Raw genomic sequence first — 14128 nt, forward strand, 5'->3', positions numbered from 1 at the left:
ATTAAAAAAGGGTTAAAGTGCTTGTTCTGCGTAGATAATCTTTTAGATTGACGGGTACACTAATTTGAAATTATATGGCAGGACATAGCAAATGGGCAAATATTAAACACAGAAAGGGAGCCCAAGACAAAAAGCGCGCGAAGCAATTTACACGCGCCATTAAAGAGATTACGGTGGCGATTAAAGAAAACAATCAAAATGGCGATCCGGATTCTAACCCGGCGTTGCGTAATGCGATCCAGAACGCCAAAGGTGTCAATATGCCTAAAGACACAATAGACCGTGCTATTAAAAAAGCCTCGGGAGCAGATGCAGACAGCTATGAGCAAATAACCTTTGAAGGTTACGGCCCACACGGCATCGCTTTTTTTATTGAGTGTACCACAGATAATACAAACCGAACCATCGCTTCGGTGCGTTCTATTTTTTCAAAAAATGGAGGAAGTTTAGGTACCAATGGTTCGCTCGAATTTTTATTTGACCGAAAAGGTGTTTTTACGTTGGACAAAACTTCTATCGAACGCGATTGGGAACTGCTGCAACTCGAATTGATTGAAGGCGGAGCCGAATCTTTTGAGAATCACGACGATGTTTTTGTGATCTATACTGCATTTACCGATTTTGGTAAAATGGCACAGCATCTTGAAGAACTGAATATCGAAACTAAAAATGCTGAATTACAGCGTATTCCATTAAATACCATCGAATTGCCCCTTAAGGAGGCAAAACAAATTTTAAATCTTGCTGAAAAATTTGAGGATGACGATGATGTACAGAATGTTTTTCACACTCTTGAATTTTCCGAAGAATTGGAATTGGCTTTAGATGAAGAAGAGTAGGTTCTAAATAAAATCAAAGAATTACATATTCTGAAGCTAGCCTTTAAGGTAATCTAAACCTACTTTTCTTTTCCTGATCCCTCAGTAGTTTTTGACTGTTCGATAGGGAGCTTGTTTTCAAATTGAATACGCGATTTAGAAAGGTGTTTACCATTTTCTAGGCTGCAAATGTATTTTATGAGCTTTTCGCGTAATCTACAATGTAAATCCCAAGTAGTAGAAGCGTCTTTAGAGCTACATAAGGCTCTTAATTCCAAGGCATTTTCAGTAACACCAACGACTTGAACTGTGGGCGGAGTATCGCGGTCCCAGTCTTCTTCGGCTTCTAAAAGTTCTTCAAATATATTACGAACTAAATCCACATCAATCTCATAATCCGCATAAAGGATTATAGGGCGCACTTGATGTGCACTGGTCATCGACCAATTTTCAAACGTGTTTGAAATAATGTTTTTTAAAGGCACCACCAAGCGTCGTAAATCCCACGTACGCACTACCATATACGTAAACCGAATGTCCTCAACATAACCCCAATCGTCTTCAATGATCACAGTGTCTCCTATGCGTGCGGGACGGGTTATGGCGATCTGAATTCCGGCGATGATATTTCCTAAGGTACTTTGTGCCGCAACCCCTAAAATCACAGTTGCAAGACCCGCAGAAGCAATAAGGGAAATTCCTAATTTCTCTAAAGATCTAAATTGGGAAAGGATCACAGAGATCCCCACAATGATCACCACAAAAGTGATTACCCTACGCGCTACCGAAATATAAGTCATCATCATCCGGGCTTCGTTATTTTCTTCGGGGTTGGCATCGCCAATTTTGGTTTCGGCAACATACACCATAAAAGAATCAATAAAACGCATAATAAACCACGTGATCGATAGAATTACTGCGATAAGCAAAATAGCATACAACGTACTGGCAAACGTTCCTCCAAATGAAATCAATTTATTCAAAGCGATGTAGAAGAAAATAACGCCGATGGCCCAACCTGCTGGTGTTGCAAGCCTTTTAGCTATGGTATTGACCCAGACTTTTTCAGATTTTCTAAAAAGTCTTCTAAAGAATATTAAGCTTACTTTACCAAGGAAATAGCTGAGCACAATAAGAATAAAGGTTCCCACAACTTTCCACACCGGCATATTTAAAAAGCGTACGCGTGCCCAATCTGGCATCATACGATCTAGCTCTCGAGGGCCGTAAGTTTCATATAAACCGTCTATATTCTCAACAGTATTTGATGAAATGAGCCAAAATGCACCAAACTCTTTATACTTCACCCGTTGCAGTCGCAAAACAACATCTTTGCCCTCAAGATCAATCTCACCAAACACAATACTTCGCATTGGTTTACCGGCGATTGCTTGGTTAGTGGTCGTGCTAATATCTATCTGACCATCAGGGCGATCAGATAGTCCGCCCCAATCGATTTTAACACGTTGATTGAGCACGAAATATAGCTTTTCAGCTAGCGTAGAGGCTTCTTCCTGCGTTAGATTATTGGGAAGCAAATTAAAGTTGAGTGCATAAGATGCTTCCTTAAAATTATTATTGCGAGCGCTGCTGATAAAATGCTCAAGGGTCGCCTGAGGAGACTGAAAATTCAGTTTGTTCGGCGGTAGTCCGTTAGGCATATTCAACCTGTTGATCACATAATAGGCTTCATTATATTCTTGAATCGCGTTTGGCAAAAAGGCTCCATCTTCAGGAACGGTAGCTTCACTATCGGGTAGATTGGCTCCAGATTTTGCATTGGTAGAATCTTGAGCAAAGCCATTAAAATTTAACAATAGAATAAAGAGGAGAAGGATATGGTTAGCTTTCATAAGTTGAAATTTACGGTCAAATTTTAACAGCAGGTATTAGTGTTTCGTTAAAACCACTTAGGGAATAGCGCAGTGCTAAAACTTTCACAAGCTTTTAAGAATATTAAATGTATAATTCACGGTTATTTACATAGTTATACAATATTTTTAGAGCATCAGTAAAGTATACGGTCTGTTTAAAATCGAACAGATTATGGTTAATTGAGCATATTAAAATCGTGGGTTTTGCGATTAATATTGTCAAAGTATTTTGCTGTTATAAATCTGTTTTTCAGATAAGTAACCAACTATTTTTAATTCTGTAAATGAAAAATTTTTTATTTGTTTGTGCCGAAAATGACGCTTTAGCTCATTGCAAGGCCGGTGGTATGGCAGACGTGGTACGCGATGTTCCCAGACAGATTGCCGCAAGCGGCGATCAGGTTCACGTTGTGGTGCCTGCGTATAACCGTTTGCACAAAAACGGCCGACTCATCACAGAATTAAAATTCAATATCAGGGGAGAAGCAACTCTCGCTTCAATTTATGAGGTCGAACCCAAAAAGCAAATTCCGGGAATTACACATTATGTCATTGATCATCCGGAAATCGTTGAGGGGAATATCGCACATATTTATAATGACGACCCGGAAGAACCTTTTTTTAATGATGCCGTAAAGTATTTTATTTTTAATACTGCAGTAGCACAGGCGGTAAAGCAAAATTTGTTTGACCATATTGATGTCGTGCATTTACACGATTGGCACACGGCGTTACTGTTATTTCATAGAGCTTTCCATCAAGATTTCACGATATTAAAAGACAGCAAATTTGTTTACAGTATTCACAATCTAAGTTTGCAAGGTATTAGACCTTTGAACAACAATTTTGCATCAATCAATAATTTTTTCCCGGAGCTGGGCTACGAGTATGATAAAGTGAAAGATCCCAGGTATAACGACTGCATTAACCTGATGGCGGTGGGAATTCGCCTTGCCGATAAAGTGCACACGGTGAGTCTGTCTTATATGCAGGACATTATGAGACCCAGTCATAAGCCGGAATTTATTGGGGGAGAAGGCCTTGAAGAAGATTTACGTACAGCTTTTGCCGAAGGGAGACTGCACGGCATTTTGAATGGTGTGAACTATAAAAATATGCGCGTAGCAAAAAAAGGGAATCTGTACGCCAATATTCTCGTTCAAATCTTTAAATGGATTCAGGAAGAATCTAAAAAATACAAGTCTGATATTTTAGCGAATACAGGTGAAAAAGTGGTGCATCTTCTTTTGAATCCGCCCAGCTTTGTGGCGTCTAGCGTAGCACGTATGACTGAGCAAAAGTTTTATTTCTTCAAACGTAATCCTGAAGCGTTAAAGGCTATTTTAACCCATCTGGAATCTCAGAATGGTATTTTTATTCTTCTGGGTACCGGTGAGCCGGAATATGAGCGTTTGATGCGCGATATTAGTTATGAGCACGCCAATTTTATTTTCATAAATGGCCAATCTGAAGACATTATAGATTCTATTTATTTGGAGTCTAATTTATATTTTATGCCAAGTCTTTTTGAGCCGTGTGGCATTAGCCAAATGCTCGCCATGCGCAATGGTGTTCTCTGTTTAGTGCATCACACAGGCGGACTCATTGATACCGTGCGGGATGGGGTAGATGGTTTTGCTTTTTACGGGTCGCACATCGACGAGACGGTAACTAATATGGTGAAAGCTTTTGCACATTGTATAGAGGTATTTCAAAATGATCGTAAACGCTGGGGCGTTATGCGCCGAAAGGCTAAAGCAGTGCGTTTCTCTTGGGAAGATTCGGTGAAAAAATATTATGATAAGCTCTATACGTACTAAAGTCTAACCGCCAATCGCGATCATACTGCGGTTGTTACTGTGTAGATCAGGATTGGTAAGTTGGTCAAAATCATTCATTCCGGCGCGTACGGCTTTTTTGGCGTTCAGCGCACCATCAATAAGCTCTTCGAGTTTTTCGCCTTCGCGAAAAGGTTTCAACAGGTTTGTTTCTTCATTTGAAAACAGGCAATTTTTCAATTTTCCGTCTGCTGTTAGTCGAATGCGATTACAACTATCACAAAACGGATTAGTCACCGAACTAATTATACCGAAGGTTCCTTGAAACCCTTCAATCTTAAAATTACGCGCGGTAAAGTTTTTCTCGTTAGGAAGTGGTTGCAACGCTTCAACACCAAAATGATCAGTCACTCGATTGATGACTTCCGCCTGAGATACTAGTTTTTCTTTATTCCAGGCATTTCCATCAAAAGGCATAAACTCAATAAAGCGCACATTGATCGCTCGTGCTTTGGTAAGATTAATAAAATCTACAATTTCATCTTCATTAAAATGCTTCATCAAGACCGCATTGATCTTGACATTAAAACCTTCTTGAATAAGTTGTTCAATATTCTCAAATGCTTTTTTGTACTGATCTCTTCTGGTGATGAACTTAAATTTTTCGGCATTTAAACTATCAAGACTCACGTTGATATCGTGAAGCCCGTAGCGTTTAAAATCCTCAATAAAACGATGAATTAGCAGCGCATTTGTGGTGATCGATAACTTCACCGGGAGTTTAGCTAACCGCGCTAAAATAGCTGTAAAATCCTTGCGTACCAGAGGTTCGCCACCGGTTAGTCTTATTTTAGTGACCCCGTGATCAACAAATACTTTGGCGAAAGTTTCGATCTCATCCGCGGTCATAAGATGCGACCGCGGACTTAACGGAATTCCGTCGTGCGGCATACAATACGTGCAGCGCAAATTACATTTTTCGCTTAGCGAAATCCGTAAATAGCTGTGCTTGCGACCGTGCGTATCTGTTAATATTGAAGTTGTACTATTCATTGGCTTGGTGTTGTGCACCTCTTAAAATTTTAAAAACATGTAATAAATGCGGGAAAACAGCATCCATAGATTCTTTAGCTCCGTTAGTAGAACCGGGTAAAGCCAGAACTAGGCAATTTCCTAGCGTTCCTACCACGCTGCGGGAAAGCATAGCATAGGGCATACGGTCCTGACCATATTTGCGAATGGCTTCTTCAACCCCCGGAATTCTGCGCTCTAAAATAGGTTCAAGCGCTTCTGGAGTAACATCGCGCATACTCAGGCCTGTTCCGCCCGTGTAGATCAATAAGTTGACCACTTCAGAAAGCTCTAATGCTTTGTTGCGGATGGTTTGCAAATCATCAGGAATGATCTCATAGCCTTGTATCTGCACATCACTGGCTTGAAGTTTCTCCATAATTGCTTTACCGGCACGATCTTCTTTTTTTCCTTCAGAAATTGAATCTGAACATACAATCACATGCGCACTAAGTCGCGACGGATTCTGATCTTTAAAACTGCTTTTACCGCCTTTTTTGTGCAGAAGCTTCACGTTGTTGATCTCTATACCTTTATCAATGGGTTTGAGCATATCATACATCGTCAACGCGATCACCGATGCACCGTGCATCGCTTCAACTTCTACACCGGTTTTATAAACGGTTTTAACCGTGATCTCAATAAAGATCTGTAAACCTTCAATACGATAGTCAACCGCGGTATATTCTACCGGTAACGGATGACAGTCAGGAATTGAGGTATGCGTATTTTTTACGGCAAACAAACCCGCTGTTTTTGCCATTTCAAACACATTGCCTTTGGGCACGGCGTTGCGCTGCAACGCATCTATGGTTTCTTGTTTACTAACGCATACCGTGGCTTGAGCGGTAGCAGCTCTTAACGTATTTATTTTATGTGTGATGTCAACCATAATGGTGATTTCAGAATTTGTGATAGAAAGATTTAAGATTAACTATTGACTTTCCATTGATGGGTTTCATCTTCAAAAATCTCTTTTCCGAAGATTGGGGTGTGTTCTTTCACTTGGTTTACCAGCCATTCGGTGGCAGCATAAACTTCTTTTCTGCCCACCGCGGAAACAAAAACAAAAAAGCAGATTTCTCCAGCCTTAATTGTTCCCAGACTGTGGTAAATATGCATACAGATCAGATCGAATTTTTCAAAAGCAGCCTCACGAATTTCGTGTAGCTTGGTGTTTGCCAGTTCTTCATAACAGGTGTATTCAATAGCGGCAACATTCTTACCATCTACCGCATCTGCACGCACCTGACCTAAAAAGATATTGTGTGCACCAATGCTAGTCTTAGATTGATGTTTAGCGATAGCGTCGCCAATAAATTCACTACTGATGGGACCTTCTATAAATACTTTTTTCATAATCTTTTACTTTATGATCGTTACTGGTGTAACGAGATTTTTAAGTTGCGTAGCATTTTCTGCCAGAGGCTTTATGTTAATGTGATTTTCTTTTAAATAGTTAACGGCTTGTAGTGCTCGTTGTCCACTTTGGCAAAAAACATAATAGTTTTGTTCGGGTTTGAACAAAGATCTGTTTTGCGACAACTCTGAAAGCGGAATTTCCAAAACAGCAGGATGCTCAACTCTAGGTTGCTCCTCAAGATTGCGAACGTCTAATAATACAGCGCGCTCTAGAAATTCTTGCTTAAAATTGACCTGAATGTTTTCGGACTTATTATGGTTTTCATCAAAAAAATCTTGAGTGATTTCTATAGATTCTTTTTTAGAAAATTTGAATTTCTCTTGGTGCGCCGTCAACGTATTGTAAACGTGCAATTCTCCAGATAGAATACTGCCGGTTTGCAAAATGATTTTCATCACTTCTGCGGCTTGCAGCATACCAATAATTCCCACGCTTGTTCCTAAAACGCCGGCTTCGGCACAGCTAGGTACTTCAACTGCCTTTGGAAATAAACAGCGATACGTTGGTCCGTCATTGTAATTGAATACTGAAACCTGACCTTCAAAACGGTGAATACTTCCGTACACTACGGGTTTTGAAGTGAGTACTGCAGCATCATTTATGAGATAGCGCACATCAATGCGATCTGTAGCATCGACTATAATATTGTATTCATCAAATAATTCTAGTGCGTTTTTCCCGCTTAAATACTCCGGGTAGCTGGTGATAGTACATTGAGGTTGTTGCTTTTGAAGCACTTGTTTTGCTTGCTCAACCTTAAATGCACCCAAATGTTCTGGGGTGTACAAAATTTGGCGGTGCAGGTTACTTTCTTCAATATGATCGCCATCAACAATGCCCAGATGCCCAACACCCGCAGCAGCAAGATAGGGCAGAAGAGCGCAGCCCAAACCACCGGCTCCAATCACGAGCACTCGTGCTTCAGCAATTTTCTGCTGGCCCTGTTCTCCAACTTGAGGTAATATGATTTGACGTTGATAGTGATTCATAATTTTTGTTTAACCTCCGGCATAGGGTGGAAGCAACGCAATAACATCTCCTTCTTTTAGCGTCACATTTTCATCCTGATCAATAAGTTTTTGATTGATCGCCAGCTGAAATGGAATATGGCCTATAGCATTATTTTTTTTGAGATGCTCTAAAAGCGCGGCCGAAGTATGTTGCTCAATACCGCGTGTTTCTTCGTGTGTACCCAGAACATCTACTAATTGTCCAAAATATTTAAGTGTAACTTCCATTCAATTCAATTCTTGTTCAACACGCGCTAAAACCTCAGGCGTATTGATATTGGTAAAAGCCCGTTCCTCTGTAAAATTAAGGGCTCTGTAATTGTTCGTTTTGATAAAATCAAATAATCTTAACTGATCCTTCTCTAAATGCGCTTCCAGATTCTTGAGTATTTTTTTACTGTAAATCCCTATAAGCGGATGCCAATTGGTCGCTGTCTCGGCAAATATGATATCTGCTGTTTTTTTTTCGGCTAATAACCATTTAAGAACGGATGCATCTAAAAGCGGAATGTCACAACTCAAGATCATAATACGATCCTGATCTGTGTGTTTTAGCGCCGCGTGAATACCACCTAACGGGCCTTTATCTTTATAGTGATCATTCACGATGGGAAGCCCAAAACGACTATACTCCGAGTTTTGTGTGACCAAAACTATTTCTTTAAAAACCTCGTTTATTTCGCTGATTATATGATCTATAAAATGCTTTTCTTCAAGCATGGCCAAACCTTTGTCACGACCCATTCTTGAGCTTTTACCGCCGCAAAGAATATAAACCGGAATGTTATGTGCAAAAGATTCAGTCATCTATTTTTTTATTCGAGTGTCGTCCCAACGGAAACTCTAAAAGCTTGCTCCCAGATAGTTTACTTCTTTAAATTTCTCATTTAGAAACTCTTCGCAGGCAGCGTTTAATTGTTCAAATTCTACGATCATTTCTTTTCCATAATCGGTTAAATAAGTTCCACCGCCAGATTTTCCACCGGTATTGGTCACCACAAGCGGATGTTTAGCCGTAGAATTCATCGCATTGATGAGCCCCCAAGCTTTTTTATAGGACATCTTCATCGCTCTGGCGGCAGCACTAATAGATTGTGTTTCTTGTACTTTTTTTAAAAGTTCAATGCGTCCATAGCCTAAAAAAACACTGCCTTCATCCTCAATCCAAACTCTACTTTTTATCTGCATCGTCCTAAAAGTTTAAATCAATATAACCTGCCTGCTGGCCTTTTTCTAGAATCTCTTGACCTTCTTCAACCACAAGAAGTGCGTTGCTTAAAGCATAAGTATTCAGCATCGAACTTGCCTGACCGGTGTAAGGTGTAATGGTATCATCTGTTACCCCGGCTTTCAAAAACAGGGTTTTACCAATAGGATTATTTACAGATTCTGTAAGTCTGGATTTACGCGTTGGTAAAAAAGGCGATAGGCTTCCCATACGCGCTCTTAAGTGCGGTATTACATAAACATAAAATGCGGTCAGACTAGATGCCGGATTACCCGGCAACCCAAAAACTGATTTAGAATCTTTAGTACCAAACCATAACGGTTTTCCCGGTTTTTGATTGACCTTGTAAAAATGTTCTGTAACCGAATTTGCTTTTAACGCCTCTTGTACAAAATCATAATCTCCTACTGAAATTCCACCGGACACTAAGAGTACATCGTGAGTTTCTAAAGCTTGTGCTATACTATTTTTAGTTTCTTCAAAAGTGTCTTTCGCTTTAACAAGAGTGACTTCAAGAATCCCCAAACGAGCCAAAGCATTTTTCAGCATAATGCCATTGCTTTCATAAATATGATTGGGTTCTAGTGGCGTTCCGGGTTCTTGCAACTCGTCTCCGGTCATTAGTACAGCAACTTTAGGCAAACTGTAAACTGAAATTTCTGTGATGCCTAAACCTGCTAAAAATCCTATGCTTGCTTCATTAATAGCATGTCCTTGCTCTAATACTTTTACTCCTTCAGTTACTTGTTCGCCCACCGGTCTTATGTTAGCTCCTTTGGCTGGCAGTTTTTGCAGGTGTAATATTTGATCTTCAAGCTGTGTGTGTTCCTGTATAATTACTGTATTTGCAGCATCAGGTACAGGAGCTCCTGTAAAAATGCGAATTGCTTCCCCTTTTTTTAATTGGGGCACTTTTGTAGCACCGGCTTGAACTTTACCGGTCAAAGTCAACGAAGTGATTCCTTCCTCATAAATAAATGCGTAACCATCCATGGCTGACTGCCGGAACGGTGGTAGTGAGATAGGCGCACTTATCGCTTCAGCTAAATAGCGCTGGCGACTTTTAGATACAGGTACTAAAGTCCTTGGTAAAAGGCTAGCCTTTTCTATTACTATTTTTTGAGCCTGAGCAACTGAAATCATTTTTAAAAAGCGTTATGTTTTAGCGAATATAACGAAATCTATTTCATACATCAATAATTTCGCCTTTTCGTTAACAGGCTTTTAGGAGCTTCTCAAGAATTTCGACTTTTATTTAGTTTTTCCTTAATAGCGCGCTGTGACTATAATGGCTAAATTGTTTTTTAAAATCATTCAGCATAAAAATTTAGAAATATTATGTCAAAGCCTGTAAATAGAGGAGTGTCCATCACCGGAATCGAAGAATTTACAAACATAAAACTCGGTGATCCCGTACGTGATGCCGCCGGGATGTTAGGCGTAAAAGAGGCTCTCACACACGGTTTTAAAGAGATGGGCGTGTTGCGCTCTATGGGCGCTCTGCTCAAAATGAATCAGAAAGATGGCTTTGACTGCCCCAGTTGCGCCTGGCCTGATCCAGAAAATAGATCTCCTGTTGCAGAATATTGCGAGAATGGTGCAAAAGCTTTGGCTGATGAGGCTACTTTGGCTAAGGCAGATACTAATTTGTTCAAAAAATGGAGCGTGGGAGAGTTGTCGCAACTTTCAGATTACGAACTGAATAAATTTGGTAGACTTACAGAGCCCATGGTTTTAAAACCAGATAGCACGCATTACGAACCGATTACTTGGGAAGAAGCGTACCAACTTATAGCAACCCATTTAAAGGAATTGCGGTCGCCTGATGAAGCGATCTTTTACACCTCTGGTCGTTCTAGTAACGAGGCTGCTTTTTTATACGGAACCTTCGCGCGAGCTTTTGGCACCAATAATTTACCCGATTGTTCAAATATGTGCCACGAATCTAGCGGTGTTGCGCTCGGCGAAACGCTTGGAATAGGGAAGGGCTCCACCGTACTAGAAGATCTTTATGAAGCAGAAGTGATCCTGATCGCTGGGCAAAACCCGGGAACGAATCACCCCAGAATGATGTCAGCATTAGAAAAGTGCAAAAACAATGGCGGAAAAGTAATCAGTATAAATCCTTTAGAAGAATCCGGATTAGTGAATTTTAAAAATCCGCAACACTTGAGCGGAACTATTGGGAGCGGAGTTCAAATGGCCGATTTGCATTTACCGGTTCAGATCAATCAAGATATTCCGTTGATGAAACTCATCTTAAAGAAGCTGGCAGCTCTTGATGGTATTGATCATTCGGTTTTTGATCACGCGTTTATCGAGAAATATACTTCGGGCTATAAAGCTTTGATGCTAGATCTTGATCAATATGACGAGCAAGATCTTTTAAATAGATGCGGGGTGAGTGAAGCTTCGATCAACAAAGCGGTTGCGATGCTGCGTAATGCTAAAAAAATCGTTGTGTGCTGGGCAATGGGGCTCACGCAACATAAAAACGGAGTTGAGAATATACGTGAATTCGTGAACCTCTTACTACTGAAAGGAGCTCTTGGTAAACCCGGAGCCGGAACGTGTCCTGTACGTGGCCACAGTAATGTGCAAGGAGATCGAAGTGTGGGGATTCAGCATTTTGTAGATGAAGCGATGAACGAACGCATACGGAAGCATATGGCCTTTGAACCGCCTAAAAATAAGGGATGGGATGTCGTAGAATCCATACAAGCGATGCACGAAGGCAAAGCGAAAGCATTTTTCTGTTTAGGTGGAAATTTTTTAATGGCTGCTTCTGATACTAAGTATACCGCCGAAGCTATTGAGCAATGTGATCTTACGGTACAGATAAGTACTAAACTCAATCGCTCACATCTTGTCACCGGTAAAACCGCGCTTATTTTACCTACGATGGGTAGGTCTGAAAAAGATATGAATGGGGATACTAAGCGCTACTTCACTGTAGAAAATAGTATGGGAAAAGTGAGTCAATCTAAAGGGGTTTTAAAACCCGTAGCCGGAAACTTGCGAAGTGAACCTCAAATCATCGCCGAACTTGCTGACGCTTATTTTGACTCTCATCCGTTAGACTGGAAGCGGCTAAGTCAAGATTATGATTTGATTCGCGAGTATATAGATAAAGTGGCTAAAGGCTTTGAAGAAACCTCAAAACGCTCTGAAGGACACGGATATTATTTACCCAATAATGTACGCAACCTAGACTTTAGTATGCTTCCGGAAGGGAAAGCCCAACTCACGGTCAATAAATTACCAGAACATAAACTCGATAATGATGAACTTATGTTGATGACTATACGTTCTCACGATCAGTTTAATACCACGATTTATGGTCTTGATGATCGTTATCGCGGTGTATATAATGAGCGTCGAGTAGTATTTATTAATAAAGGAGATATGAAAGCGCAAGGCTTACAAAAGCTGGATGTTGTAGATCTGACAAGCAGTTATGATGGGATAGTGCGCACAGCACACAAATTTCTGGTCATACCTTATGAAATTCCCAAAGGCAATTTAGCGGCCTATTTCCCTGAAACCAATGTACTTGTACCTTACAATCATTATGCAGATCGCAGCAATACTCCAATTAGTAAATCAGTTAAAGTAAGAATTGTAAAACGGGTTGATCTGAGTAATTAAAAGTATGGGGGCACTCACCGAAGCGATACAACACGCTTGGAGCTTGTGGTCTATTCATATGATTCAGTTAAGTTGGGCAAATGATACTATTGATGATTTGCCGTCTTTAAGTTAATCTAATACATCTGAATAGACCTTCAACATTATCTCCATAGCTTAAACATCATTTCTCAAAATTCCATCACAGAATCAAGCCCTCTTTTTAAACCTTTGAAAGTACCAACTTGCTCAATAGCTAAAAGTCCGCCTTTTACATAAGGTTCAGCGCTCGCACCAGAATCATGCCTTATGGATAATTTCTCGTCTTTTAGTCCAAAAATTGTTTCTATAGAAATAACGTGACCCGGAAGCCTAACTGAATGAACTTGAACGTCGTTAAGATTTGCACCACGACTTGCTTGATCACCCATCAATTCATCCTCGGTAACATATTTATTGGGTTTCTGAACTTTTGATAGGCGATATGCAAGTTCTCTTGCTGTTCCGCTTGGGGCATCAATCTTATCTTCGTGAGTATAATCTATAATTTCAAAATTAGGAATATACTTAGCTGCCATTTCTGAGAATTTTTGAAGGAGCACCACAGTCAAAGCAAAGTTCCCAACCGCTAGGATAGAGGTGTTAAACCTGTTTGCAGCTTTTTCAATATCAGCGTAATCGGCATCAGTTAAACCAGAGGTTCCTACGATGACATTTTTACCTTTTTCTGTTGCTTTTAAAATGTTGTTTTTAGCACTATTGGGTTTGGTATATTCTACAAGAATGTCAAAAGCGACTTCATCTAAGGCAATTTCAATATTTTCATAAATGGGGATAGGTTTTGAATCTATTTGTAGAATTTGTGCAAGGTCTTCACCTTTATGCGTGCGTGATAATGCACCAACTAATTGCATATTTGGGTGATTAAAAACGCCTTTGCACAAAGCAGCACCTGCCCATCCCGTTCCTCCTGCTATAAATACTTTGATCATAATGATTGAAATTAAAGTTTAACACATCTTTTTTTCTCTAAATAATAGAGTTGTCTTAAAAATAACTAGTTAGAATAGCTAGCATTTAGTTTATGTAACTAGTTACGTAAAAGTATTCTATTTAAATGTAACCGGTTACGTTATTGTGATTAATTAACAATTCTAGTTAGGGAAGGAGTGCGCGTCTAAAGTCAAATCCTATTTAATATACTTTATAATATAGAGTCATTCGTGAGCCAGCGTTGGCTATTTCAATGAAAGATTATTGGTTACACTGTGATTTATATAAACAAATTCCAAAACATAT

Annotated in this window: 13 protein-coding genes; 3 read left to right on the plus strand and 10 right to left on the minus strand. The window is 39.9% G+C overall.

Translation table 11 applies throughout. From position 1 onward, the window contains the following. The first annotated feature begins 74 nt into the window (after nt 1-74). Nucleotides 75-839: a YebC/PmpR family DNA-binding transcriptional regulator gene (locus HCN54_RS06160; protein WP_167596994.1), complete on the plus strand. Its 765-nt coding sequence runs from the start codon at nt 75-77 to the stop codon at nt 837-839. Nucleotides 840-898: 59 nt separating this feature from the next. On the opposite strand, the gene HCN54_RS06165 is transcribed toward HCN54_RS06160, so the two are convergent. Beyond that, nucleotides 899-2671, minus strand: a complete 1773-nt coding sequence (locus HCN54_RS06165) for a mechanosensitive ion channel family protein (RefSeq protein ID WP_167596995.1) — start codon at nt 2669-2671, stop codon at nt 899-901. Between the two features lie 305 nt (nt 2672-2976). On the opposite strand from HCN54_RS06165, the gene HCN54_RS06170 reads away from it, so the two are divergent. Then, nucleotides 2977-4512, plus strand: a complete 1536-nt coding sequence (locus tag HCN54_RS06170) for a glycogen synthase (RefSeq protein WP_167596996.1) — start codon at nt 2977-2979, stop codon at nt 4510-4512. Between the two features lie 3 nt (nt 4513-4515). Here HCN54_RS06170 and moaA read toward each other — a convergent pair whose 3' ends face one another. The 8 genes from moaA to glp are packed head-to-tail and all read right to left on the minus strand — an operon-like array spanning nt 4516 to nt 10345. Further along, complete coding sequence (moaA, locus tag HCN54_RS06175) at nt 4516-5523, minus strand: GTP 3',8-cyclase MoaA (protein ID WP_167596997.1); 1008 nt, start codon at nt 5521-5523, stop codon at nt 4516-4518. Then, nucleotides 5516-6433 (minus strand): bifunctional molybdenum cofactor biosynthesis protein MoaC/MoaB, encoded by a 918-nt coding sequence (gene moaCB, locus HCN54_RS06180; RefSeq protein ID WP_167596998.1) that lies wholly within the window; start codon nt 6431-6433, stop codon nt 5516-5518. The genes moaA and moaCB overlap by 8 nt, the downstream gene beginning before the upstream one ends. A 38-nt stretch (nt 6434-6471) precedes the next feature. Beyond that, complete coding sequence (locus tag HCN54_RS06185; RefSeq protein WP_167596999.1) at nt 6472-6900, minus strand: molybdenum cofactor biosynthesis protein MoaE; 429 nt, start codon at nt 6898-6900, stop codon at nt 6472-6474. A gap of 6 nt (nt 6901-6906) precedes the next feature. Continuing rightward, complete coding sequence (locus tag HCN54_RS06190) at nt 6907-7953, minus strand: HesA/MoeB/ThiF family protein (RefSeq protein ID WP_167597000.1); 1047 nt, start codon at nt 7951-7953, stop codon at nt 6907-6909. Nucleotides 7954-7962: 9 nt separating this feature from the next. After that, nucleotides 7963-8202: a MoaD/ThiS family protein gene (locus HCN54_RS06195; RefSeq protein ID WP_167597001.1), complete on the minus strand. Its 240-nt coding sequence runs from the start codon at nt 8200-8202 to the stop codon at nt 7963-7965. Then, nucleotides 8203-8781: a molybdenum cofactor guanylyltransferase gene (locus HCN54_RS06200; RefSeq protein ID WP_167597002.1), complete on the minus strand. Its 579-nt coding sequence runs from the start codon at nt 8779-8781 to the stop codon at nt 8203-8205. Nucleotides 8782-8817: 36 nt separating this feature from the next. Then, nucleotides 8818-9162, minus strand: a complete 345-nt coding sequence (locus HCN54_RS06205) for a winged helix-turn-helix domain-containing protein (RefSeq protein WP_167597003.1) — start codon at nt 9160-9162, stop codon at nt 8818-8820. 4 nt (nt 9163-9166) lie between these two features. Next, nucleotides 9167-10345: a gephyrin-like molybdotransferase Glp gene (gene glp, locus HCN54_RS06210; RefSeq protein ID WP_167597004.1), complete on the minus strand. Its 1179-nt coding sequence runs from the start codon at nt 10343-10345 to the stop codon at nt 9167-9169. A gap of 195 nt (nt 10346-10540) precedes the next feature. Here glp and HCN54_RS06215 point away from each other — a divergent pair, with 195 nt between their 5' ends. Beyond that, on the plus strand, nt 10541-12850 hold the full coding sequence (locus tag HCN54_RS06215) for an FdhF/YdeP family oxidoreductase (protein ID WP_167597005.1): 2310 nt from the start codon (nt 10541-10543) through the stop codon (nt 12848-12850). Nucleotides 12851-13020: 170 nt separating this feature from the next. Here the strand turns inward: HCN54_RS06215 and dapB are convergent, their stop codons facing one another. Beyond that, nucleotides 13021-13821 (minus strand): 4-hydroxy-tetrahydrodipicolinate reductase, encoded by an 801-nt coding sequence (gene dapB / locus HCN54_RS06220; RefSeq protein ID WP_205881703.1) that lies wholly within the window; start codon nt 13819-13821, stop codon nt 13021-13023. Nucleotides 13822-14128 lie beyond the last annotated feature (307 nt).

The sequence above is a fragment of the Leeuwenhoekiella sp. ZYFB001 genome, assembly GCF_011784865.1.
Classification (GTDB): domain Bacteria; phylum Bacteroidota; class Bacteroidia; order Flavobacteriales; family Flavobacteriaceae; genus Leeuwenhoekiella; species Leeuwenhoekiella palythoae.